The sequence below is a fragment of the Streptomyces sp. rh34 genome, from assembly GCF_002551245.1.
Classification (GTDB): domain Bacteria; phylum Actinomycetota; class Actinomycetes; order Streptomycetales; family Streptomycetaceae; genus Streptomyces.
The window spans coordinates 1-23,296 of the sequence record NZ_NTGZ01000110.1 but is presented as its reverse complement, the minus strand read 5'-3'; the positions used below and the strand labels follow the sequence as shown (position 1 = coordinate 23,296).

Below are 23,296 nucleotides of genomic sequence, written 5' to 3'. Positions count from 1 at the left end.
GGCCAGCGGGGTGCCCACCGCGCCGACGCCCGCGATCCGGGCCCCGCCCGCCCCTACCTCGCCGCCGCAGAGGACGTCGAAGCCCACCGCGCGCAGGGTGCCCGCGACCGGGCCGCCGGCCGCCCCGTAACAGAGGTGCTGGCCCGTGGTGAAGAGCGTGTCGGCGGCCAGCTCCAGCGGGACCAGCAGGCCCGCGATGGCCCCGAAGCCGCGCTCCCGGCCGGCCAGCGCGTACGCCACGGCGAAGACCGCGGCGGCGAGCAGCGCGACGGCGGTCAGCGGCAGCGGGACCCGGGAGAGCAGCACGTGGGACGCCGTGGACAGGGTGATGGCGAGCGCGGTGAAGACCGCCGCGCGCGCGACCCTGAGCTGCGTCCCTGAGATGTCCATCGCCGGAAAGTGTGTCATGCGCCGAGGTAAGCGGACCTTAAAAGAGGCTGAGAGTCCCCGCCCGGGGCTCTCCGGGCCCGGGGCCCTACAGCCCGGGGATCCGGCCGTTGCGGAAGAGGTCCACGAAGATCTGGTGGTCCGCGCGGGCCCTCGCCCCGTAGCTGTGGGCGAAGTCGACCAGCATCGGCGCGAAGCTCTCCTCGTCGGCCGCGATGGCCGCGTCGATCGCCCGCTCGGTGGAGAACGGCACCAGCGAGTGCCCGCTCTCGTCGTCGGCGGCCGCGTGCATCGTGGCCGTCGCCCGGCCCAGATCCGCGACGACCGCCGCGATCTCGTCCGCCTCGTCGATGTCGGACCAGTCCAGGTCGACCGCGTACGGCGAGACCTCGGCGACCAGCTGACCCGAGCCGTCCAGCTCGGTCCAGCCCAGCCACGGGTCCGCGTGCGCCTGCAGCGCGCGCTGCGAGATCACCGTGCGGTGACCCTCGTGCTGGAAGTACTCCCGCACGGCGGCGTCCGTGATGTGCCGGGAGACCGCCGGGGTCTGCGCCTGCTTGAGGTAGATCACCACATCGTTCTCCAGGGCGTCGCTGTTGCCCTCCAGAAGGATGTTGTACGAGGGCAGCCCGGCGGACCCGATACCGATGCCCCGGCGGCCCACCACGTCCTTGACCCGGTAGGAGTCGGGACGGGTCAGGCTCGACTCCGGCAGCGTCTCCAGATAGCCGTCGAACGCGGCCAGCACCTTGTAGCGCGTCGCGGCGTCCAGGTCGATCGACCCGCCGCCGTCCGCGAACCGGCGCTCGAAGTCGCGGATCACCGTCATCGAGTCCAGCAGCGAGAAACGCGTGCGCGACCGGGCGGCGCGCAGCGCGCCCAGCAGCGGGCCGTCCGCGGTGTCCAGCGTGAACGGCGGCACCTCGTCGTTCTTCGCGCCCGTCGCCAGCGCGTGGACGCGCTCGCGGTAGGAGACGGCGAAGATCGTCACCAGCTCGCTGATCTGCTCGTCGGCCAGCGCCTTCGCGTAGCCGATCAGCGCCACGGAGGCGGCGAAGCGCTTCAGGTCCCAGGTGAAGGGGCCCACGTACGCCTCGTCGAAGTCGTTGACGTTGAAGACGAGGCGGCCGTTGGCGTCCATGTAGGTGCCGAAGTTCTCCGCGTGGAGATCGCCGTGGATCCACACCCGGCCGGTGCGCTCGTCCAGGAACGGGCCGCCGTGCCGCTCCCGCTCCAGGTCGCCGTAGAACAGGCAGGCCGTGCCCCGGTAGAAGGCGAAGGCCGAGCCCGCCATCTTGCGGAACTTGACCCGGAAGGCGGCCGGGTCGGCGGCCAGCAGCTCCCCGAAGGCGGTGTCGAAAACGGCGAGAATCTGCTCCCCGCGCTGCGCTGCGCCGGTCTGCGTTTCCGACATTTCTTGCTGCCTCCTGCTGTAGCTGCCGTGTCTGGCCGAACCGTGGGCCCACGTGACCGAGTCATGACTGAGTGCATGACAAAACGGACAGGTGTTCCGCCCTCTCCAACGCTCGGCGGGAGCCGGGAGTGCCCGTCGTTCGACTCCGTCACGTCGTAGACTTCCACGCTGTCCCCCCGTCCGTCATCGCCCGACATCCCGGAGGCCCGACGCCGTGACCAAGCCGCCCTTCACGCACCTGCACGTTCACACCCAGTACTCGCTGCTGGACGGTGCGGCGCGGCTCAAGGACATGTTCGAGGCCTGCAACGAGATGGGCATGTCGCACATCGCGATGACCGACCACGGCAACCTCCACGGGGCCTACGACTTCTTCCACTCGGCGACCAAGGCGGGCGTCACGCCGATCATCGGCATCGAGGCGTATGTCGCCCCGGAGTCGCGTAAACACAAGCGCAAGGTGCAGTGGGGACAGCCGCACCAGAAGCGTGACGATGTGTCCGGATCCGGTGGGTACACCCACAAGACGATCTGGGCGTCCAACAAGACCGGACTGCACAACCTCTTCCGGCTCTCCTCCGACGCGTACGCCGAGGGCTGGCTCCAGAAGTGGCCCCGGATGGACAAGGAGACCATCTCCCAGTGGTCCGAGGGCCTCATCGCCTCCACCGGCTGCCCCTCGGGCGAGGTGCAGACCCGGCTGCGGCTCGGCCAGTTCGACGAGGCGGTCCAGGCGGCCTCCGACTACAAGGACATCTTCGGGGCGGACAAGTACTTCCTGGAGCTGATGGACCACGGCATCGAGATCGAGCGCCGGGTCCGCGACGGGCTGCTGGAGATCGGCAAGAAGCTCGACATCCCGCCGCTCGTGACGAACGACTCCCACTACACGTACGCCCACGAGGCCACCGCCCACGACGCCCTGCTCTGCATCCAGACCGGCAAGAACCTCTCGGACCCCGACCGCTTCCGCTTCGACGGCACGGGCTACTACCTCAAGACGACGGACGAGATGTACGCCGTCGACTCCTCCGACGCCTGGCAGCAGGGCTGCGCCAACACGCTCCTGGTCGCCCAGCAGATCGACACCACCGGCATGTTCGAGGCGAAGAACCTCATGCCGAAGTTCGAGATCCCGGACGGCTTCACGGAGATCACCTGGTTCCAGGAGGAGGTCCGGGTCGGCATGGCCCGCCGCTTCCCGAACGGTGTCCCCGACGACCGGCAGAAGCAGGTCGAGTACGAGATGGACATCATCATCCAGATGGGGTTCCCGGGGTACTTCCTGGTCGTCGCCGACTTCATCATGTGGGCCAAGAACAACGGCATCGCGGTCGGCCCCGGCCGAGGCTCCGCCGCCGGTTCGATCGTGGCGTACGCGATGGGTATCACCGACCTCGACCCCATCGAGCACGGGCTGATCTTCGAGCGGTTCCTCAACCCCGAGCGCGTCTCCATGCCCGACGTCGACATCGACTTCGACGAGCGCCGGCGCGTCGAGGTGATCCGGTACGTGACCGAGAAGTACGGCGCCGACAAGGTCGCCATGATCGGCACCTACGGCAAGATCAAGGCCAAGAACGCCATCAAGGACTCCGCCCGCGTGCTGGGCTACCCGTACGCGATGGGCGACCGGCTCACCAAGGCCATGCCCGCCGACGTCCTCGGCAAGGGCATCGACCTCAACGGCATCACCGACCCCAAGCACCCGCGCTACAGCGAGGCGGGCGAGATCCGGGGGATGTACGAGAGCGAACCGGACGTCAAGAAGGTCATCGACACCGCCAAGGGCGTCGAGGGCCTGGTCCGGCAGATGGGCGTGCACGCCGCCGGCGTCATCATGTCCAGCGAGCCGATCGTCGACCACGCGCCGCTCTGGACGCGACACACCGACGGCGTCACCATCACGCAGTGGGACTACCCGCAGTGCGAGTCGCTCGGCCTGCTGAAGATGGACTTCCTCGGCCTGCGCAACCTGACGATCATGGACGACGCCATCAAGATGGTGAAGTCCAACAAGGGCATCGACCTGGAGATGCTCTCCCTCCCGCTGGACGACCCCAAGACGTACGAACTGCTCTGCCGCGGCGACACGCTCGGCGTCTTCCAGTTCGACGGCGGGCCCATGCGCTCCCTGCTGCGCCAGATGCAGCCCGACAACTTCGAGGACATCTCCGCCGTCTCGGCCCTCTACCGGCCGGGCCCGATGGGCATGAACTCGCACACGAACTACGCGGAGCGCAAGAACGGCCGCCAGGAGATCACCCCGATCCACCCGGAGCTGGAGGAGCCCCTCAAGGAGGTCCTCGGCCTCACCTACGGCCTGATCGTCTATCAGGAGCAGGTCCAGAAGGCCGCCCAGATCGTCGCCGGGTACTCGCTCGGCGAGGCCGACATCCTGCGCCGCGTGATGGGCAAGAAGAAGCCCGAGGAGCTGGCGAAGAACTTCGTCCTCTTCGAGAAGGGCGCCAAGGAGAAGGGCTTCTCCGACGCGGCGATCAAGGCGCTGTGGGACGTCCTGGTGCCGTTCGCCGGCTACGCGTTCAACAAGGCGCACTCCTCGGCGTACGGCCTGGTCACCTACTGGACCGCCTACCTCAAGGCGAACTACCCGGCCGAGTACATGGCCGCGCTGCTGACCTCGGTCAAGGACGACAAGGACAAGTCCGCGGTCTACCTCAACGAGTGCCGCCGCATGGGCATCAAGGTGCTCCCGCCCAACGTCAACGAGTCGCTGTCCAACTTCGCCGCCCAGGGCGACGACGTGATCCTCTTCGGCCTGACCGCCATCCGCAACGTCGGCCAGAACGTCGTCGACTCGATCATCCGGTCCCGCAAGGCGAAGGGGAAGTACAGCACCTTCCCCGACTTCCTGGACAAGGTCGAGGCGGTCGTCTGCAACAAGCGCACCGTGGAATCGCTCATCAAGGCCGGCGCGTTCGACGAGATGGGCCACACCCGCAAGGGCCTCGTCGCCCACCACGAGCCGATGATCGACAACGTGGTGCAGGTCAAGCGCAAGGAGGCCGAGGGGCAGTTCGACCTCTTCGGCGGCATGGGCGAGGAGGAGAGCGACGAGCCGGGCTTCGGGCTCGACGTGGAGTTCTCCGACGTCGAATGGGAGAAGGCCTACCTGCTCGCCCAGGAACGGGAGATGCTCGGCCTGTACGTCTCCGACCACCCGCTGTTCGGCCTGGAGCACGTGCTGTCCGACAAGGCCGACTCCTCGATCTCCCAGCTCATGAGCGGGGACTACGGCGACGGCGCCATCGTCACCGTCGGCGGCATCATCTCCGGGCTCCAGCGCAAGATGACCAAGCAGGGCAACGCCTGGGCCATCGCCACCGTGGAGGACCTGGCGGGCTCCATCGAGTGCATGTTCTTCCCCGCCACCTACCAGCTGGTCTCCACCCAGCTCGTCGAGGACACCGTCGTCTTCGTGAAGGGGCGCCTCGACAAGCGCGAGGACGTGCCCCGGCTGGTCGCCATGGAGATGCAGGTCCCCGACATCTCCAACGCCGGGACCAACGCGCCCGTCGTCCTCACCATCCCCACCGTGAAGATCACCCCGCCCATGGTCACCCGGCTCGGCGAGGTGCTCAGCCACCACCGGGGCGACACCGAGGTACGCATCAGGCTCCAGGGCCCCCGCAAGACCACGGTGCTCCGGCTCGACCGGCACCGCGTCAAGGCCGATTCGGCCCTCTTCGGCGACCTGAAGGTGCTGCTCGGCCCGGCCTGCCTGGCCGGCTGAACAGGCGCCGTCGGCGACGGGAACGGCAGGAGGGGCGTCCCGCACACGCGGGACGCCCCTCCGCCTGCAGCGCCTGTCTCCACCAACGCCTGTCTCTACCGCACGCGGCCGACGGGTCAGTTGTGGCCGAAGCGTCGCTGATGCTTGCGCGCCACGTCGGACGGGCTGCCCTGGGCCTGCGCCTGCGGCTGGTTCTGCGATTCGTACGCCGTCGACTTGGCCTGCTCCGCGCTCCGCTCCGACGCGGACGCGCGGTCGTGCTGGCTGCCCTGCTTGCGGTTCTTGTTCTTGGCCATGGTGAGTGCCTCCTGTGGGGAATCCTGGGGGGCCAGGACCGCTGTCAGACTCACATAGCGCCGCAAACGCCGCATGTTGGATCATTACCGTGCGTAGTGGTTTCCGCGGTGAGGTCCCGTTCCGCCGCCTTCGCCCGGCCTTTCCGCGTCTTCGTCCCTTCCCTCCTCCCTCTCCCTCCCTCTTCCTTTCCGGATCCGCCACGCCGATGATCCAGTTCCGGCCGTGAACCCCTTCGCGGTCGGGCAGACTCGAAGGAAACCCTGGGTAGGCGGACCCGGTCATCGAGGAGCGGGCCGCTGAACCGTTCCCGAATTCGGAAGAGGGTGGAACGCGTGGACCGTTGCGTCGTCCTGGTGGACGCCGGCTACTTGCTGGGTGCAGCCGCGAGTCTGCTGGCCGGAGAGCCCGCCCGTTCCCGCATCACCGTCGACCACGCGGCCCTCATCCAGGGGCTGCGCGAGCGCGCCGAGGCCGATACCCAACAACCCCTGCTGCGCATCTACTGGTTCGACGGCGCCCCCGACCGGGTACCCCAGCCCGAGCACCGCCGGCTCCGCGTGATGCCCCGCGTGACCGTCCGGCTCGGTGCCCTGACCCGCAGCGACGGACGCTGGGCGCAGAAGGGCGTCGACGCCGCCATGCACGCCGAGCTGACCGAACTGGCCAGGAACCGGGCCTGCTCGGACGTGGTCCTGGTGACCGGGGACGGCGATCTGCTGCCCGGTCTGATGTCCGCCAAGGAACACGGGGTCGCCGTCCACCTCTGGGCCGTGCAGGCCGCCGACGGCGACTACAACCAGTCCGAGGACCTCGTCGCCGAGGCCGACGAGCGTCGGGTCCTCGACCGGGCCTGGATCACCAAGGCCGTACGCGCCAAGGACCTCGGCGGCACCTGCGCCCCGCCGCCCGTACCCCGCCCCGAGATCGCCGCGATCCTCTCCGCGCCGCTGCCGGAGGCAGCCCTCGCCGCCTCCGCCGAACGCGCCTCCGAGGCCCAGGCCGCAGCGGCCCGGGACGGCGCCGCCGCCCCCGCCGAGAACGCCGCCGCCACCTCGTCCTCCACCCCGTCCGCCCCCGGCCACAAGACCGTCCCCACCCCCAAGGACCTGGCCGCGCTGCGCGCCCACGCCACCCACCCGGACCGCCAGCACCCGCCCCAGCCCGCGAACGCCACGCTGCGCTGGTCCTCCGACAAGGGCTGGGTGGAGCGCGGCGGCCCCCTCGGCGAGCCGGCGGAGACCGCGTCCCTGCCGACCCTCGCCCAGGTCACCAGCGCCGAACAGCGCTGGGCGGACCGGGAGGAGGACATCACGACCGTCGGCGGCGACCCCTTCGAAGTGGGCCAGGTGTTCGCCCGCCGCTGGATGGAGCGCCTGCCGGAAACCGTCCACCTGCAGAAACTCTCCACCATGTACCCGCGCATCCCGCACCGGATCGACGGCGAGCTGCTGCGGTACGCGGCCCGCTTCGGGCTCCTGGCCCACAAGGACGACCAGATCGACGAGCACGACCGTTACGCGATCCGGGCCGGCTTCTGGCGGGAGATCGACGTGCGGGCCGCCGCCGAGCACGTACCGGCGGGGGAGTAGTCGCTCCCTCGCGGGGCGACGCGGGGTGGCCCCGGACGCGAACCGGGGCATGTGACCCCGTACCCTCGTACCTCGTGAGTACGGGCACAGCGCAGGCGCAGAGGGACACCGGCACCGTGTGCGCGGTGCGTGATCTGGTCAAGACCTATCCCGCCGTCCGGGGCCGCCGGGGCGCGCCCGCGACGCCCGAGGTCCGCGCCACCGACAACATCGGTCTGGACGTGGAGCGCGGCGAGATCTTCGGACTGCTCGGCCCCAACGGCGCCGGCAAGTCCACGCTGGTCCGTCAGCTCACCGGGCTGATGCGGCCCGACTCCGGCAGCGTCGAAGTGCTCGGCCACGACCTCGTACGCCACCCCGAACGGGCCTCCCGGCTGATCGGCTACCTCGGGCAGGAATCCACCGCCCTCGACGAACTGACCGTCTCGCTCGCCGCCGAGACCACCGGACGGCTGCGCGGTCTCGCCGCCCGGGAAGCGCGCGCCGAGCGCGACGCGGTCCTGGAGGAGCTGGGACTCACCGCGATCGCCGGGCGGCCCCTGAAGAGGCTCTCCGGCGGTCAGCGGCGGCTCGCCTGCTTCGCCGCCACCCTGGTCGGCGACCGGCCCGTTCTCGTCCTCGACGAACCGACCACCGGAATGGACCCGGTCGCCCGCCGCGCCGTCTGGGCCGCCGTCGACCGCCGCCGGGCGGAGCGCGGGGCCACGGTCCTGCTGGTCACCCACAACGTGATCGAGGCCGAGACGGTTCTCGACCGGGTCGCCGTCCTCGAACGCGGCCGGGTCATCGCCTGCGACACCCCCGCCGGGCTCAAGGAGAAGGTCGCCGGGGAGGTGCGCGTCGAGCTGGTGTGGCGCGAACGGGCCCCGCTGGACGTCCCGGAGGTGGCGGCGCTGCGGCCGTCCGCCCAGGAGTCCGGGCGGCGCTGGGTGCTGCGGCTGGGGCCGGACGAGGCGCGGGCCGCGGTCGCCGCGGTGACGGGCGGTGCGGCCTTCGCCGCGCTCGACGATTTCACCCTGGCCACGCCCAGCCTGGAGGATGTCTATCTCGCGCTCGGGGGAGACGCGGCCAATGCGACCAAAGGGCTGGTCAAGGCGTGAGAGGTGTGGAAGGCGTGGGGAACGTGAACGCCGCGGACGTGGCGGAAGTACGCGGCAGGCCGGACGGTTTGGACGTGTTGGACATGTTGGACGTGTCTCAGGGGAGCGGCCGCAGGTGACGAGCATCATTCCGGCCAGGACCGCGCCGCCGCGTGTCCGGCACGCGGCCGGCCCCTCCGGCACGGGCCCCGTCCGCACCGTCTCCGCGCCCCTCGCGCCGCGCGCCCGGCTGCTGCCCTCGCTGGCCGCCGTCTACCGCGCCCAGCTCTCCCGGGCGCGGGTCGCCCGGATCCCGCTGCTCTTCGTGGCGACCTTCCAGTCCGTCGGGATCATGGTCCTGATGCGGGGTGTCGTGGACGGCGGCGCGGAGGCCCGCGCGGTGGTCGCGGGATCCAGCGTCCTGGTCGTCGCGTTCGTGGCGCTCAACCTGCTCGCCCAGTACTTCGGGCAGCTGCGGGCGGGCGGCGGACTCGACCACTACGCCACCCTGCCCGTGCCGCCCGCCGCGGTGGTGCTCGGCGCGGCCGCCGCCTATGCCTCGTTCACCGTGCCCGGCACGGTCTTCACCGCGATCACCGGAAGCGTGCTGTTCCAGCTGCCGATGACCCATCTATGGGTCCTGGTGGCCGTCGTCCCGCTCTCCGGCGCCGCCCTGGCCGGTCTCGGCGCGGCCCTCGGGCTGCTCGCCCCGCGCCCGGAGCTGGCGACCCTGCTGGGCCAGCTGGGCATGTCCGCCGCCCTGCTGCTCGGGGTGCTGCCTGCGGACCGGCTGCCGGAGCCGGTGGGGTGGGCGCGCGACCTGCTGCCCTCGACGTACGGGGTCGAGGCGCTCGCCCGGTCCTTCGACGCCCGCCCGGACTGGGGGCTCATCGCCTTCTTCCTCGCGATCTGCGCGGCGGTGGGGGTTCTCTCCCTGGCCGTGGCGACGTGGGCGTACCGGCGGGCCGCCGTACGGTAGCGGCCCCGGGTCCGCCGGGGCCGCGGGCAGGGTGCGGCCGGGTGCGGCATCCGGTGAGGCGCCTCACAGGGTGGCCTGGCACGATGGCACGGTGACCGCACCTCTGACGCCGCCCGACCAGCCCGGCCCCCACGATCCGTGGCAGGCCCCGCCCTCGGGCTCCTATCTCGCGCCCCCGGTGGGCGATCCGGCCGACCCGGACACGGCCACAGAGCTTCGTCAGGCCGCCGTCGTCGTCGTCCTGGTCGCGCTCGCGGGCATCGCCCTCGGGCTGTTGTGGCTGTGGCTCGCGCCGCGCGTTCCGCTGGTCTCCGACGACACGGCGGTCTTCCTCGGGAACAGCGAGGGCGAGGAGGCGATCGGGGCGGACGGAACGTTCGTCCTGCTGGCCATCGGTTTCGGCGCGCTGTCGGCCGCCGCGGTCTTCTGGCGGCTGCGCCGCGGGGGCGTCCTCGTGGTCGTGGGGCTGGCGCTGGGCGCGCTGCTCGCCTCGCTGGTGGCATGGCGGGTCGGCATCTGGCTCGGGCCGTCCTCCGACGTGGTGGGGCGGGCCCGGGAGGCCGGGCAGGGCGTGACGTTCGACGCTCCGCTGGAGCTGCACTCGGTGTGGGTGGCGGTGCTGGCGTGGCCGTTCGCGGCGACGGGGGTCCATCTGCTGCTCACCGCGGCGTTCGGGCCGCGGGACGTGGAGCCGGGCTGGTCGGGGTACGCGGAGTATTACGGGGGGCCGGGGTCTTCGGCGTCGGGTCCGGGGGGCGGGCCGGTCTAGGGCCGCCTGCGACGGGCTCGTCCCCTTCCCGAACCCGGGGCGCTGCCCCCGAAAGGGCGCTCAGGCGTTCCGCGCGATCTCCGCGAACACCGCCCCCGTCAGCTCCGCCAGGTCCGTCGCCGCCAGCTCGACCTCCAGACCGCGCCGGCCCGCCGACACGCAGATCGTGGCGTGGGCGCGCGCCGACGCGTCCAGCACCGTGCGCAGGCGCTTGCGCTGGCCCAGGGGGGAGATGCCGCCGCGTACGTAGCCCGTGGTGCGCTCCGCGGCGGCCGGGTCCGCCATCGTGGCGCGTTTGCCGCCCACCGCGGAGGCCAGGGCCTTGAGGTCCAGGGAACCGGCCACCGGGACCACCGCGACCGTCAGAGCGCCGTCCACATCCGCCACCAGGGTCTTGAAGACCCGGTCGGGGGAGACGCCCAGGGCCTCGGCGGCTTCCTCCCCGTAGGACGGGGAGGCCGGGTCGTGGTCGTAGGCGTGGACCGTGAAGGCGGTGCCCGCCGCGGTCAGGGCGACCGTGGCGGGGGTGCCGCCCGGCTGCTTCTTCGACTTCTTCGCCACCGGGAGGGGTCCTCGATCAGTTGGGGTGGGTGGGGGCCCGGGTCAGGTCGGTCGCGGGCAGCGAGGGCAGGTGCCGGATGACCGCGGTCTCCTTGCGCAGCAGCGTCAGCTCCTCGCGCAGCCGGGTCGCGGTGTCCGGGGCCTGGAGCAGGCGCTGCTTGGTCGGGACATCCAGGACCGTGGCCGCCGCGACCAGGTAGGAGATCACGGACGGGTCGTCGGGGAGGTCGGCGCCGGTCGCCAGCGACCGTTCGCTCGCCCCGGCCAGCCGCTTCTGGTAGGCGCGGAAGGCCCGCAGGACGCCCTCGGCGAGCGCTCCCGCCTCGTCGCCCTCGTCCTCGCCGAGCGGTTCGTCGGCCAGCTCCTCGACCTCGGCGGTCAGATACGGGCCGCTCGCCTCGACGGACAGCAGCCTGACCCGGGTGGTACCGGTGGCCAGGACCTCGAAGCTGCCGTCGGCGCGCTCGCGGACCGTCGCAGCGTCGGCGACGCAGCCGACCCGGTGGAAGGTCTGGATGGGGTCGGGGCCGAAGCCCTCCGCCGGGGCGCGCTCGGGGGGAGGGGCCGCCGCGACGGTGTCCGGCATGCCGGTGGCCGTCGGGGCGATCTCGCGGCCGTCGCGGATCGCGACCACGACGAAGCGGCGAGGTTCGTCCTCGTCGCTCTTCAGCAGCTCCCGCATCATGGCGCGATATCGCTCTTCGAAGACGTTGAGCGGCAGCACCAGGCCGGGGAACAGCACCGCGTTGAGCGGGAAAAGGGGAAGGCGGGCGGTGGTCACAACGGTCAAGCGTAATGGCCCCGGGGGCGGCCGTGGTCGGCCCGGTTGCGCAAGGGGGTCAGGGAGGCCGCCTGGAGCCGTGCGCCGTCCCGCGCGTCCAGGAACCGGCCGAGCGCGTCCTCGGACACCGACGACCACGGGAACGACGTCGCGTGCACGCCGATCAGGCCGAACTGGTGCAGCGCCTCCGCCCAGCGGCCCCGGGCGAGCAGGACGTACGCGAGGAGATTGCGGACCTCGGCCGGCCACGGGTCGCCGGGCCGGTAGGCGGCGGAGAGCCTGATCGCCAGGTCGGCCGCCGCGTCGATCCGCTCCTCCAGTACGGAGGTGGTCCGGCCCGCCGCCTGGGTGTCCAGGAGCAGCGTGAAGGCCGCCCGGATCGGCAGGGCCTGCACCAGGGAGTCGGGCAGCGCGTCCTCGGCCGCCTGCTCGGCGAAGTCGAAGCACTCGCGGTGCGAGCCGTACCAGGCGGCGGAGAGGTAGCGCAGGGCCGCGACATGGCAGCCGTAGTGGTGCGCGGAGCGCCGTACGGCCTGCTCCCACAACGCTTCGAAGGCGGTGTGCGTGGCGTGGGTGCCGCGTGCGTGGTCCAGGGCGAGCCGCCACGGCACGGGGTCGCGCGGGTCCGCCTCGGCGGCGGCGGTGATCAGCGGGCCGACCTCGCGGAGCCGTTCCGCGCGGGCGGGCGACTCCCAGGCCCGGCGGACCGACAGCTCCGCCTTGACCAGAGCTGCGTCCGGGTCGCGCGGGGCGGCGGCCAGCCAGTCGACGAGCCAGCCGTCCCGGCCGCGGGCGAAGGTGACGAGCCGGCCGAGGTAGCGGTCCCGGTTCTCCCAGTCGGCGCGGTCCCGGGTGGTGGCGAGCAGCTTGGCGGCCGGTTCGTAGTCGCCCAGGGCAGCGGCGACCAGCGCGGGAGAGAGCCGCTCGTCGGGGGCGTCGAGCAGCACCGCGTCATCCGCGGACAGCCCGGCGGCCAGCGGAGGGCTGTGCCGGATCATGCGCGCGGTACTGAGCAGAGCGCGAAGGAATGCCATGGTGCAGACCATTGAAAAGCGCTGGTGAGGGCCGCGCCAGAGGTGTGCTGTGAAGCTTCTGTGCCGAGTGAATGGGTTGTATCGGGCAGGGTCAAGAAAGGGCAAAGGAAATGTCCTTCGTTGGCTTGATCGCACCCCTCCGTGACGCTCGGGCGTCCCTCCGCTCACACGGGTGCGGGCGGCCGGATTCCCGGCCCCGACCGCCCACGGCCGCGCGAAGGCCCCTGCAAGGTCAGCCCCTGCGCAGCATCCGCGACGCCCCCGCTGCCACGGTGGTGGCCAGAACCCATCCCACCAGCACCAGACCGGCCGCGGCCCACTGCCAGGCGTCCTCCATCCGCCAGTAGCCGTCCTGTCCGAGGTTGATCACCGGGATCAGCAGATCCAGCGCGTACAGGGCGGGATTCCACTGCGGATGCTCCTCGCCCTTGATGGAGGGCGGAACGTGCTGCGCGAACGCCGCCGTGCCCGCCGCCCACAGCACCGCCATCCACACCGCGGCCCGCCCCGGCCGGTAGCCGTACGCGACCGTCCAGTCCTGGAGATAGCCCCATGCCTTCGCGGCGGGCGGCAGCGTCTCGCGGCGGCGGCGCTGCTTGGCCAGCAGCACCTCGCGCGCGTCCGCGTCCTCGCCGCAACTGCGCATCACCGTGGCCAGCCGCTCGTACGGCTCGGGGACGTACTCCGGGGTCGCGGCGAGCACCCACTCCAGCCGCCGGGAGAGCGGGAAGTGGCCGTAGGGGACGAGGTTCTCGTAGACGAAGCCGCCCATCGCCAGACCGCCCGGGCCCGGCCAGCTCGTCGACAGGTCGATCAGGGTCACCACCTTCGCGCCGTTCAGGACGACCCGGCCCTCCTCGGGGCGCTCCGCGTTGAACCGCAGCTCCGGCGTCACGATCCTGCGCAGCGACAACTCCTCCTGGCGGGTCATGGTGAACCGGGCCTTGTGCAGGTCCACCGCGTCCCCGAACCGCCCGTCGTCCAGCCGCACCCCGCCCCGGCACTCGAAGACCTGCGAGCGGGTGCCGCGCGCCGGCGTCGGGGCGTAGACCACGCCGTACGGGGGAGTGGTGCCCTGGTTCCCCGTGTCGACGCTCACCCACGCCTCGGTCATGTAGAGCGTGCGCTCCACCGTCAGCTGCGGGGCGTTCAGCGCGCGGCGGTCCTCCGCGGCGCGCAGCCGGCTGCCGCGCAGGCTCAGCGAACCACCCACCTTCGCCCCGCGCAGGCTCAGCTCGCCGAGCGTCTCGATCATCTCGGCCTGGAGGTCCTGGGCGACCGCCATGCCGTCCCCGACGACGGCCCGCCCGTGCCGGTCCGGGCCGACGCTGAGCTGGTTGATCAGCAGATCCGTGCCGATCTGGGCGTCGGTCAGCCGGATCCCCCGGTCGATCCGGCAGCGCGGCAGATGCAGATCACCCTCCGTGTGCAGTCGTGCGGCCTCCAGCCGGGGCAGCGCGCAGCCCACCAGCCGCAGTGTCGTGAAGTGGCACTCGGGGAGCACCACCTCCTGCTCGAAGCGGCAGCCGGTCAGCTCCACGTACGGAGCCACCCGGCCGCCCGCCAGATCCAGCTTTCCGGTGATCCGCACCCCCCGGAGCTTCAGCGCCGCCACCCGGCCCGGCCGGGCCGGCGGACCGCTCAGCAGCAGCCGTGCCACCGTGCGCGCGCCGACGCTCCGCTCGGGCCCCCACACCTGCGGGGTGAACGGATCGTTCTGGGTCGGGTCGTAGCTGCGTAAGTCGTAGGTGGTCCCGTTGCGGAAGGACTGCCACATGCCCAGCTCCGCTGCGCTGAGGCCGTCCGGGATGTCGCCTTCGTGCGGCTCGGTCACGGCCGCTCCCTCCGTGCACACATGCTGTAGTGCTGTTCTTCCCTCTGTGTGACGCCACGAAAGCTAGCGGTCAGCAGTGACAGCCGGACATGGCCGAGACGCGTATCGGCCAGTGGTACGAGCGATCGGTATCAGCCAGTGATACGGGCGACCGGCCGCTCCGAGCGGTCTGAGAGAATTGCCGTGTGATCTCTCGAATCGATCTGCGCGGTGACGCCCTCCCCGAGGGTGCCGCCCTGCGCGACCTGCTGCCCCGTGCCGAGTTCGACGTGGAAGCCGCCCTGGAGACGGTGCGGCCCATCTGCGAGGACGTGCGCCATCGTGGCTCCGCGGCAGTGATCGACTGGGGGGAGAAACTGGACGGTGTCCGGATCGAGTCGGTCCGGGTGCCCGCCGACGCGCTCTCCCGTGCCCTTCGGGAGCTGGATCCGGCCGTGCGCGCCGCCCTGGAGGAGTCGATCCGCCGCGCCCGCCTCGTCCACCGCGAGCAGCGCCGCACCACGCACACCACCCAGGTCGTCCCCGGCGGCACCGTCACCGAGAAGTGGGTGCCCGTCGAGCGCGTCGGGCTCTACGTCCCCGGCGGCCGCTCGGTCTACCCCTCCTCCGTCGTGATGAACGTCGTCCCGGCCCAGGAGGCGGGCGTCCGGGGCGTCGCCGTCGCCTCCCCGCCGCAGAAGGACTTCGGCGGGCTGCCGCACCCCACGATCCTCGCCGCCTGCGCCCTGCTCGGCGTCGACGAGGTGTACGCCGCCGGCGGCTCGCAGGCCGTCGCGATGTTCGCGTACGGCACCGAGGACTGCCTCCCGGTCAACCTGGTCACCGGCCCCGGCAACATCTACGTCGCCGCCGCCAAGCGCCTCCTCAAGGGCCGCATCGGCATTGACGCCGAGGCCGGGCCCACCGAGATCGCGATCCTCGCCGACGCCACCGCCGACCCGGCGCACGTGGCCGCCGACCTGATCAGCCAGGCCGAGCACGACCCCATGGCCGCCGCCGTCCTGGTCACCGACTCCGAGGAGCTGGCCGCCGCCACCGAGGCCGAGCTGGCCCCCCAGGTCGCCGCCTCCAAGCACGTCAAGGACCGCATCGAGCCCGCCCTGGCGGGCCGCCAGTCCGCGATCGTCCTGGTCTCCTCCATCGAGGACGGCCTCACGGTCGTCGACGCGTACGGCGCCGAGCACCTGGAGATCCAGACCGCCGACGCCGCCGCCGTCGCCGACCGGGTCCGCAACGCCGGAGCGATCTTCGTCGGTCCCTTCTCGCCCGTCTCGCTCGGCGACTACTGCGCCGGTTCCAACCACGTCCTGCCCACCGGCGGCTGCGCCTGCCACTCCTCGGGCCTCTCCGTGCAGTCCTTCCTGCGCGGCATCCACATCGTCGACTACAGCCGCGACGCGCTCGCCGAGGTCACCCACCACGTCGTGACCCTCGCCGAGGCGGAGGACCTCCCCGCCCACGGCGCGGCCCTCAAGGCAAGGTTCGGCTGGAAGGTTCCGCAGCAGTGAGCGACGACAGCACCACCCGCAAGAACGGCAGCCCCACCCGCGCGACCGTGAACCCCTGGGACGAGCTCCCCATCCGCGACGAACTGCGCGGACAGTCCCCGTACGGAGCACCCCAGCTCGACGTCCCCGTGCGCCTCAACACCAACGAGAATCCGTACCCGCTCCCCGAGGCGCTGGTCGACCGGATCGCCGAGCGGGTCCGCGAGGCCGCCCGCGGCCTCAACCGCTACCCCGACCGGGACGCCGTCGAGCTCCGCACCGAGCTGGCCCGCTACCTGTCCCGCACGGCGGGACACCCGGTGAGCAGTGCCAACGTATGGGCCGCCAACGGCTCCAACGAGGTCCTCCAGCAGCTGCTCCAGACCTTCGGCGGACCCGGACGCACCGCGATCGGCTTCGAACCCTCGTACTCCATGCACGCCCTGATCTCCAGGGGCACCGGCACCGGCTGGATCTCCGGGCCGCGCGACGAGGACTTCACCATCGACGTGGACGCCGCCCGCGCCGCCATCGCCGAGCACCGGCCCGAGGTCGTCTTCATCACCTCGCCCAACAACCCCACCGGCACCGCCGTCGACGCGGACACCGTCCTCGCCCTGTACGACGCCGCCCAGGCCGCGGGCCCCTCGATGGTCGTCGTCGACGAGGCCTACGGCGAGTTCAGCCACCACCCCTCGCTGCTCCCGCTGATCGAGGGCCGCCGCAACCTGGTCCTCTCCCGGACCATGTCCAAGGCGTTCGGCGCGGCGGGACTCCGCCTCGGCTACCTCGCCGCCGACCCCGCCGTGGTCGACGCGGTCCAGCTGGTGCGGCTGCCGTACCACCTCTCCTCCGTCACCCAGGCCACCGCGCTCGCCGCCCTGGAGCACACCGATACGCTGCTGGGATACGTCGCGCAGCTCAAGAGCGAGCGCGACCGGCTGGTGGCCGAGCTGCGCGCCACCGGCTACGAGGTCACCGACTCGGACGCCAACTTCGTCCAGTTCGGCCGCTTCGACGACAGCCACGCCGTCTGGCAGCAGATCCTCGACCGGGGCGTCCTGGTCCGGGACAACGGCGTACCGGGATGGCTGCGGGTCTCCGCGGGAACCCCGGCAGAGAACGACGCGTTCCTCGATGCGGTACGCGAACTGAAGAAGGAGCACGACGCATGAGCCCCCGCGTAGGCCGCGTGGAACGCACCACGAAGGAAACGTCCGTGCTCGTCGAGATCAACCTCGACGGCACCGGCAAGGTCGATGTCGCCACCGGGGTCGGCTTCTACGACCACATGCTCGACCAGCTCGGCCGCCACGGCCTCTTCGACCTCACGGTCAAGACCGAGGGCGACCTGCACATCGACAGCCACCACACCATCGAGGACACCGCCCTCGCACTCGGCGCCGCCTTCAAGCAGGCCCTCGGCGACAAGGTCGGCATCTACCGCTTCGGCAACTGCACCGTCCCGCTGGACGAGTCGCTCGCCCAGGTCACCGTCGACCTCTCCGGCCGCCCCTACCTCGTGCACACCGAGCCCGAGAAGATGGCGCCGATGATCGGCGAGTACGACACGACGATGACCCGGCACATCCTGGAGTCCTTCGTCGCCCAGGCGCAGATCGCCCTGCACGTCCACGTGCCGTACGGGCGCAACGCCCACCACATCGTCGAGTGCCAGTTCAAGGCGCTCGCCCGCGCCCTGCGGTACGCCTCCGAGCACGACCCGCGCGCCGCCGGCATCCTGCCCTCCACGAAGGGCGCCCTGTGACCGGCCTCAACACCATCCTGATCGTCGTCGGCCTCTTCCTGGCAGGCGGCGTCTACTCCTTCGCGAAGCAGGGGATGCCCAAGGGCGTCATCGTGCTGCTGTCGATCGGCTCCGTGATGTGCCTGGTGGCGGGCATCCTGCGGATCCAGGGACTGTGGGACTGAGAGGCACGCTGTGACTGACCGAACGACTGGCAAGAAGAAGGTCGTCGTCTTCGACTACGGCTTCGGCAACGTCCGCTCCGCCGAGCGGGCCCTCGCCCGTGTCGGCGCGGACGTCGAGATCACCCGCGACTACGACCGCGCGATGAACGCCGACGGGCTCCTCGTCCCCGGCGTCGGCGCGTTCTCCGCCTGCATGGACGGGCTGAAGAGGGCCCGCGGCGACTGGATCGTCGGCCGCCGGCTCTCCGGCGGCCGCCCCGTCATGGGCATCTGCGTCGGGATGCAGATCCTGTTCGAGCGCGGCATCGAACACGGCGTGGAGACCGAGGGCCTGGACGAATGGCCCGGCACGGTCGGCCCCCTGAAGGCCGACGTCGTCCCGCACATGGGGTGGAACACCGTCGAGGCCCCCGAGGACTCCCGGCTCTTCGCGGGCCTGGACGCCGACGCGCGGTACTACTTCGTGCACTCCTACGCGGCGCACGACTGGTCCCTCGAAGTGACCAACGCCAAGATCCGTGCCCCCAGGATCACCTGGGCCACGCACGGCGAACGGTTCGTGGCCGCCGTGGAGAACGGCGCGCTGTGGGCCACCCAGTTCCACCCCGAGAAGTCCGGCGACGCCGGCGCCCAGCTGCTGACCAACTGGATCGAGACGCTGTAATGCCGAAGCTTGAACTGCTCCCCGCCGTCGACGTCCGCGACGGCCAGGCCGTCCGCCTCGTGCACGGCGAGTCCGGCTCCGAGACCTCCTACGGCTCCCCGCTGGAGGCCGCCCTCGCCTGGCAGCGCGCCGGCGCCGAGTGGCTGCACCTCGTCGACCTGGACGCCGCCTTCGGCACCGGCGACAACCGCGCCCTGATCGCGGAGGTCGCCGGGGCCATGGACATCAAGGTCGAGCTGTCCGGCGGCATCCGCGACGACGCCTCGCTCGCCGCCGCCCTCGCCACCGGCTGCCGCCGGGTCAACCTCGGCACCGCCGCCCTGGAGACCCCCGAGTGGGTCGCCAAGGTCATCGCCGAGCACGGCGACCAGATCGCCGTCGGCCTCGACGTCCGCGGCACCACCCTGCGCGGCCGGGGCTGGACCCGCGACGGCGGCGACCTCTACGAGACCCTCGCCCGCCTCGACGCCGAGGGCTGCGCGCGCTACGTCGTCACCGACATCGCCAAGGACGGCACCCTCCAGGGCCCCAACCTGGGCCTGCTGCGGGACGTCTGCGCGGCCACCGACCGCCCGGTCGTCGCCTCCGGCGGCGTCTCCTCCCTCGACGACCTCCGCGCCATCTCCCTCCTCGTCCCCGAAGGCGTCGAGGGCGCGATCGTCGGCAAGGCGCTGTACGCGAAGGCGTTCACGCTGGAAGAAGCCCTCAAGGCGGTCGCCGCATGACCGAATCCGCTGAGTCCACCACCGCTGCCGCCGTACGCCGGATCTCCACCGGCGCGCCCTGGGAGGAGAAGTTCGGCTACTCGCGCGCCGTCGAACTCCCCAACGGGCTCGTCCTGGTCGCCGGCTGCACCTCCGTGGTCAACGGCCAGATCTCCGCGGGCTCCCCGTACGAGCAGGCGATCACCTCCTTCGACGTCGCGTTCGCCGCGCTGGAGCAGGTGGGCCTCACCCGCGAGGACGTCGTCCGCACCCGCATGTACCTCACGCACGCCCGGGACGTGGAGGACATCGGCCGCGCCCACAAGGAGCTGTTCGACGCCGTGCGCCCGGCCGCCTCCATGATCATCGTGTCCGGCTTCGTGGACCCGAGCCTGGTCGTCGAGGTCGAGGTCGAGGCCTACCGGGGAGGCGCGGAGTGAGCCTCGCCGTACGGGTCATCCCCTGCCTGGACGTCGACGACGGCCGGGTCGTCAAGGGCGTCAACTTCCAGAATCTGCGCGACGCGGGCGACCCCGTCGAGATGGCCAAGCTGTACGACGCCGAGGGCGCCGACGAGCTGACGTTCCTCGACATCACCGCCTCCAGCGGCGACCGCGAGACGACGTACGACGTGGTCCGCCGCACCGCCGAGCAGGTCTTCATCCCGCTCACCGTCGGCGGCGGCGTCCGCACCCCGGACGACGTCGACAAGCTGCTGCGCGCCGGGGCCGACAAGGTGGGCGTCAACACCGCCGCCATCGCCCGCCCCGACCTCATCCGCGAGATCGCCGAACGCTTCGGACGCCAGGTCCTGGTGCTCTCCGTCGACGCCCGCCGCACCCCGGAGGGCACGTTCGAGGTCACCACGCACGGCGGCCGCAAGGGCACCGGCATCGACGCCGTCGAGTGGGCCCACCGGGCCGCCGAGCTGGGCGCGGGCGAGATCCTGCTCAACTCGATGGACGCCGACGGCACGAAGGACGGCTACGACACCGAGATGATCGAGGCGGTGCGGAAGCACGTCACCGTCCCCGTCATCGCCTCCGGCGGCGCGGGCCGGCTCGCCGACTTCGCCCCGGCGATCGAGGCGGGGGCCGACGCGGTGCTCGCCGCGTCCGTCTTCCACTTCGGCGACCTGCGGATCTCCGAGGTCAAGGGCGCCCTGCGGGAAGCGGGACACCCGGTCCGCTGAGCACGTAGCGGGAATCGGCGGTATCACCGGCCCATCCGAGGCCGGTGATACCGCCGATGCGTGTTCACGGCACGCGGCGTGAGAGTGGCGAGCGCCGACGGACGACGTCGGCGGCCACGCGGCGCACCCCGAGCCCCCGGACGACGGGCTTCGTGGGCCTCGCGTGGTGAGGTTCCGCCACCACCGAGAGGATCCCCCCGTGCAGCAGCACCTCCCCTCCGGCACCGTCCCCCCGCGCCCGAGCCGCCCCCGTACGCTCGCGGGTCTGCTGACCGCCGCCGCGGCCACCGCCGGTCTCCTGATGACCGCCCTGGTCCCGGGCGCCCAGGCCGCCGACAACCCCTACGAGCGCGGCCCGGCCCCCACCAACGCCTCCATCGAGGCGAGCCGCGGCTCCTACGCCACCTCGCAGACCTCCGTCTCCTCGCTCGCCGTGAGCGGGTTCGGCGGCGGCACCATCTACTACCCGTCGTCCACCGCCGACGGCACCTTCGGCGCGGTCGTCATCTCGCCCGGCTTCACCGCCTACGAGTCCTCCATCGCCTGGCTCGGACCGCGGCTGGCCTCGCAGGGCTTCGTGGTCTTCACCATCGACACCAACACCACGCTCGACCAGCCCGCCAGCCGGGGCCGCCAACTCCTCGCCGCACTGGACTACCTGACCCAGCGCAGCTCGGTGCGGACGCGGGTCGACGCCTCCCGGCTCGGGGTGATGGGCCACTCCATGGGCGGCGGCGGCAGCCTGGAAGCCGCCAAGAGCCGCACCTCGCTGAAGGCGGCGATCCCGCTGACCGGCTGGAACACCGACAAGACGTGGCCCGAACTGCGCACGCCCACGCTGATCGTCGGCGCGGACGGGGACACCGTCGCCTCCGTCGCCACGCACTCCGAGCCGTTCTACCGGTCGCTGCCCGCGTCGCTGGACAAGGCGTACCTGGAACTGCGAGGAGCCTCGCACTTCACGCCCAACACGTCCAACACCACGATCGCGAAGTACAGCATTTCGTGGCTGAAGCGCTTCATCGACAACGACACCCGCTACGAGCAGTTCCTCTGCCCGCTCCCGCAGCCGAGCCTGACCATCGCGGAGTACCGGGGCAACTGCCCGCACACCGCGTAGTCCCAGCGCCCAGGGGCCCTGCCGCGCTGTGCTCCGGCACAGCGCGGCAGGGCCCCGGCTGGGAGCGCGCACCGCACCGGGCCGTCCCCGCCCGCGCCCCGGACGCGGCGCTTCCACCCTCGCCGACACGAACGTACGGTGCCGGTGTGACCCCATCGACGACCGTGCGCAGTCCGCTCCGGCTGTACGGCCGGGACGATGAACTCGCCACCCTGAAAACCCTGTTGGCTCACCTGCGACGGGGTGACGGAGGTGCGCTCGTGCTGGCCGCGTCCCCCGGTCTCGGCCGTACGGCGCTGCTGCGCGCCGCCGCCGACGCACACCGCGCCCGGGGCCCCGTGCTGTACGCCACGGCCGACCCCGCGATGCGTTCCGTGCCCTGCGGGGGGCTGCACGCCCTGCTCGGCTCGGGCCACGCCTCCGCCGCCCCTTCGCCCGCCGCCCCGCCCCCGGTCATCACCCCCGACGCACTGGCCGGCCGGCTGCGGGAACTCGGCGCCGGGCGCCCCCTGCTGGTCTGCGTCGACGACGCGCACACCTGGGACCCGGCGTCCCGGAGCGCCCTCGCCTTCGTGGCCCGGGGACTGGGTGCGGGCAGCCGGATCGCCGTGCTCCTCTCGGCCGTCGACGGCGCGGCCTTCGCCGGGCTGCCCGCACTCCCTCTCGGGCCCCTGGAGGAAGCCGCGGCATCGGCGCTCCTGGACCGGCTGGCCTCCGGGGCGGCCCCCGGCATGGCCCCCGGTACGGCTCCCGGTACGGATGGGGTCGACCCGATCGTGCGCGCCGAGCTTCTCCGCGAGGCGGCCGGAAACCCCCGCCTGCTCGCCGGGCTCACCGGCCGCCTCACCCCGGACCAGCTCGCCGGCCGCACCCCACTGCCCTTCCCCCTGCCCGGCGCCGAAGCGGTGCTCGCCGCCCACGCCGAACGCCTCGACGGCCTCCCGGACCGGACCCGGGCCCTGCTCCTGCTCGCCGCCGCGGCCCAGGAGCACGAGCCGGACGGCGCCGGGGCGGACGCCCTGCTCCTGCTGCGCGCGGGCACCCGCGGCGGACTGCCCCGGGACTTCCTGGACCGGGCCCTGTTCGGCTCCTCCGCCACCGCCGGCCTCCTCCAACGGGCGGGCAGCCGCGTCCACTTCGCCGACCGCCTCGTCGCCCGCGCCGTGCTCCACCACGCCCCCTGGGCCCACCGCCGCGCCGCCCACGAACTGCTCGCCACTTTGCTGACGGAGACCGGCGACCGGGCCCGGGCCGCACGGACGGACGGCGCTCCGGCGGTGGCCGTGGTGACCTCTCCGGGGACCGGCACCACGCCCCCTCCGGCCGTCCCGGCCATCATCGGCGCACCGGCGGTGGCCACGACGGCCTCTCCGGGCAGCGCCCTTACGCACCCTCCGGCCGTCCCGGCTCCCGTGTCCCCGGCGGCCCAGGTTCCCGCGCCCCCGCCCGTCCCGCTCGCCGCCCTCGTCCAGCGGGCCTGCGCCGCGCCCGGACCGGATGCCGTGCTGGCCGCACGGCTCGAAGCGGCCGCCGACGCCCCCTTCCCGCACGCCGAACGCTCCGCCGCCCTGGTCCGCGCCGCCCTGCTCTCCGCCGAACCCGCGCTGCGGGCGGCCCGGTTCGCCGCGGCGGCCGAGCAGGCGGGGCTGGCGGGCGACCCGTCCCTGGCCCGGGCCCTGCTGGCCAGGACCGGGCCTCGGGCGCCCGGCGCGGCGGGGC

The 23,296-nt window shown here is 72.3% G+C and carries 21 protein-coding genes and 1 pseudogene; 15 read left to right on the top strand and 7 right to left on the bottom strand.

Annotation, left to right across the window (positions count from 1 at the left end; genetic code table 11):
* Both CR470_RS20760 and CR470_RS20755 read right to left on the bottom strand, forming a co-directional pair.
* Positions 1 to 390 (bottom strand): annotated as a pseudogene (locus CR470_RS20760) (hypothetical protein); the annotation flags it as partial.
* 85 nt (positions 391 to 475) lie between these two features.
* Positions 476 to 1,801, bottom strand: a complete 1,326-nt coding sequence (locus tag CR470_RS20755) for a DUF2252 domain-containing protein (RefSeq protein WP_097869063.1) — start codon at positions 1,799 to 1,801, stop codon at positions 476 to 478.
* 214 nt (positions 1,802 to 2,015) lie between these two features.
* Between CR470_RS20755 and dnaE the strand changes: the two genes are divergently transcribed.
* Positions 2,016 to 5,555 carry a DNA polymerase III subunit alpha gene (dnaE, locus tag CR470_RS20750; protein ID WP_097869062.1) on the top strand — a complete coding sequence of 1,180 codons (3,540 nt, stop codon included), beginning with the start codon at positions 2,016 to 2,018 and terminating at the stop codon, positions 5,553 to 5,555.
* A 116-nt stretch (positions 5,556 to 5,671) separates the two neighbouring features.
* Here the strand turns inward: dnaE and CR470_RS20745 are convergent, their stop codons facing one another.
* Positions 5,672 to 5,851: a hypothetical protein gene (locus CR470_RS20745; RefSeq protein ID WP_018957500.1), complete on the bottom strand. Its 180-nt coding sequence runs from the start codon at positions 5,849 to 5,851 to the stop codon at positions 5,672 to 5,674.
* A 324-nt stretch (positions 5,852 to 6,175) separates the two neighbouring features.
* Between CR470_RS20745 and CR470_RS20740 the strand changes: the two genes are divergently transcribed.
* From CR470_RS20740 to CR470_RS20725, 4 genes are all read left to right on the top strand, one after another.
* Positions 6,176 to 7,441, top strand: a complete 1,266-nt coding sequence (locus CR470_RS20740) for an NYN domain-containing protein (protein WP_179892330.1) — start codon at positions 6,176 to 6,178, stop codon at positions 7,439 to 7,441.
* A 116-nt stretch (positions 7,442 to 7,557) separates the two neighbouring features.
* Complete coding sequence (locus tag CR470_RS20735) at positions 7,558 to 8,541, top strand: ABC transporter ATP-binding protein (protein WP_097869061.1); 984 nt, start codon at positions 7,558 to 7,560, stop codon at positions 8,539 to 8,541.
* A gap of 115 nt (positions 8,542 to 8,656) precedes the next feature.
* A complete protein-coding gene (locus CR470_RS20730; RefSeq protein ID WP_097869060.1) occupies positions 8,657 to 9,499 on the top strand; it encodes an ABC transporter permease in 843 nt (280 codons plus the stop codon).
* Between the two features lie 70 nt (positions 9,500 to 9,569).
* Positions 9,570 to 10,268 carry an ABC transporter permease gene (locus tag CR470_RS20725; protein WP_097869059.1) on the top strand — a complete coding sequence of 233 codons (699 nt, stop codon included), beginning with the start codon at positions 9,570 to 9,572 and terminating at the stop codon, positions 10,266 to 10,268.
* 60 nt (positions 10,269 to 10,328) lie between these two features.
* On the opposite strand, the gene ybaK is transcribed toward CR470_RS20725, so the two are convergent.
* The 4 genes from ybaK to CR470_RS20705 form a co-directional block, all read right to left on the bottom strand.
* On the bottom strand, positions 10,329 to 10,829 hold the full coding sequence (ybaK, locus tag CR470_RS20720; protein WP_097869058.1) for a Cys-tRNA(Pro) deacylase: 501 nt from the start codon (positions 10,827 to 10,829) through the stop codon (positions 10,329 to 10,331).
* A gap of 16 nt (positions 10,830 to 10,845) precedes the next feature.
* A complete protein-coding gene (locus tag CR470_RS20715; RefSeq protein WP_097869057.1) occupies positions 10,846 to 11,610 on the bottom strand; it encodes an LON peptidase substrate-binding domain-containing protein in 765 nt (254 codons plus the stop codon).
* Between the two features lie 5 nt (positions 11,611 to 11,615).
* The gene (locus CR470_RS20710) at positions 11,616 to 12,656 is read right to left on the bottom strand and encodes a hypothetical protein (RefSeq protein ID WP_097869056.1); all 1,041 of its coding nucleotides are present in this window, start codon (positions 12,654 to 12,656) and stop codon (positions 11,616 to 11,618) included.
* A gap of 220 nt (positions 12,657 to 12,876) precedes the next feature.
* Entirely contained in the window at positions 12,877 to 14,478 is a 1,602-nt protein-coding gene (locus tag CR470_RS20705; protein WP_097869055.1) for an oxidoreductase, read from the bottom strand.
* Positions 14,479 to 14,663: 185 nt separating this feature from the next.
* Between CR470_RS20705 and hisD the strand changes: the two genes are divergently transcribed.
* The 10 genes from hisD to CR470_RS20660 form a co-directional block, all read left to right on the top strand.
* Complete coding sequence (gene hisD, locus CR470_RS20700; protein WP_097869054.1) at positions 14,664 to 15,986, top strand: histidinol dehydrogenase; 1,323 nt, start codon at positions 14,664 to 14,666, stop codon at positions 15,984 to 15,986.
* Complete coding sequence (locus CR470_RS20695) at positions 15,983 to 17,140, top strand: histidinol-phosphate transaminase (RefSeq protein ID WP_373561429.1); 1,158 nt, start codon at positions 15,983 to 15,985, stop codon at positions 17,138 to 17,140. Before hisD ends, CR470_RS20695 begins: the two co-directional genes overlap by 4 nt.
* Entirely contained in the window at positions 17,137 to 17,733 is a 597-nt protein-coding gene (gene hisB, locus CR470_RS20690) for an imidazoleglycerol-phosphate dehydratase HisB (RefSeq protein WP_015607963.1), read from the top strand. Before CR470_RS20695 ends, hisB begins: the two co-directional genes overlap by 4 nt.
* Positions 17,730 to 17,897: a hypothetical protein gene (locus CR470_RS39650; protein ID WP_003969742.1), complete on the top strand. Its 168-nt coding sequence runs from the start codon at positions 17,730 to 17,732 to the stop codon at positions 17,895 to 17,897. Before hisB ends, CR470_RS39650 begins: the two co-directional genes overlap by 4 nt.
* A 10-nt stretch (positions 17,898 to 17,907) precedes the next feature.
* Positions 17,908 to 18,561 carry an imidazole glycerol phosphate synthase subunit HisH gene (gene hisH / locus CR470_RS20685; protein ID WP_097869053.1) on the top strand — a complete coding sequence of 218 codons (654 nt, stop codon included), beginning with the start codon at positions 17,908 to 17,910 and terminating at the stop codon, positions 18,559 to 18,561.
* On the top strand, positions 18,561 to 19,286 hold the full coding sequence (gene priA, locus CR470_RS20680; RefSeq protein ID WP_097869052.1) for a bifunctional 1-(5-phosphoribosyl)-5-((5-phosphoribosylamino)methylideneamino)imidazole-4-carboxamide isomerase/phosphoribosylanthranilate isomerase PriA: 726 nt from the start codon (positions 18,561 to 18,563) through the stop codon (positions 19,284 to 19,286). The genes hisH and priA overlap by 1 nt, the downstream gene beginning before the upstream one ends.
* On the top strand, positions 19,283 to 19,705 hold the full coding sequence (locus CR470_RS20675; protein ID WP_097869051.1) for a RidA family protein: 423 nt from the start codon (positions 19,283 to 19,285) through the stop codon (positions 19,703 to 19,705). Before priA ends, CR470_RS20675 begins: the two co-directional genes overlap by 4 nt.
* The gene (gene hisF, locus CR470_RS20670; RefSeq protein WP_097869050.1) at positions 19,702 to 20,457 is read left to right on the top strand and encodes an imidazole glycerol phosphate synthase subunit HisF; all 756 of its coding nucleotides are present in this window, start codon (positions 19,702 to 19,704) and stop codon (positions 20,455 to 20,457) included. The genes CR470_RS20675 and hisF overlap by 4 nt, the downstream gene beginning before the upstream one ends.
* Positions 20,458 to 20,656: 199 nt before the next feature.
* The gene (gene bdeA / locus CR470_RS20665; RefSeq protein WP_097869049.1) at positions 20,657 to 21,577 is read left to right on the top strand and encodes a bis(hydroxyethyl) terephthalate hydrolase; all 921 of its coding nucleotides are present in this window, start codon (positions 20,657 to 20,659) and stop codon (positions 21,575 to 21,577) included.
* 146 nt (positions 21,578 to 21,723) lie between these two features.
* The coding region (locus tag CR470_RS20660; protein WP_179892329.1) for an ATP-binding protein at positions 21,724 to 23,296 on the top strand (1,573 nt) is incomplete at its 3' end.

Bases quoted from the DNA above. Each gene is read 5' to 3' on its own strand.
- hisB (WP_015607963.1), top strand. From the start codon at position 17,137: ATGAGCCCCCGCGTAGGCCGCGTGGAACGCACCACGAAGGAAACGTCC.
- CR470_RS20710 (WP_097869056.1), bottom strand. From the start codon at position 12,656: ATGGTCTGCACCATGGCATTCCTTCGCGCTCTGCTCAGTACCGCGCGC.
- priA (WP_097869052.1), top strand. From the start codon at position 18,561: ATGCCGAAGCTTGAACTGCTCCCCGCCGTCGACGTCCGCGACGGCCAG.
- CR470_RS20675 (WP_097869051.1), top strand. From the start codon at position 19,283: ATGACCGAATCCGCTGAGTCCACCACCGCTGCCGCCGTACGCCGGATC.
- CR470_RS20745 (WP_018957500.1), bottom strand. From the start codon at position 5,851: ATGGCCAAGAACAAGAACCGCAAGCAGGGCAGCCAGCACGACCGCGCG.
- CR470_RS20755 (WP_097869063.1), bottom strand. From the start codon at position 1,801: ATGTCGGAAACGCAGACCGGCGCAGCGCAGCGCGGGGAGCAGATTCTC.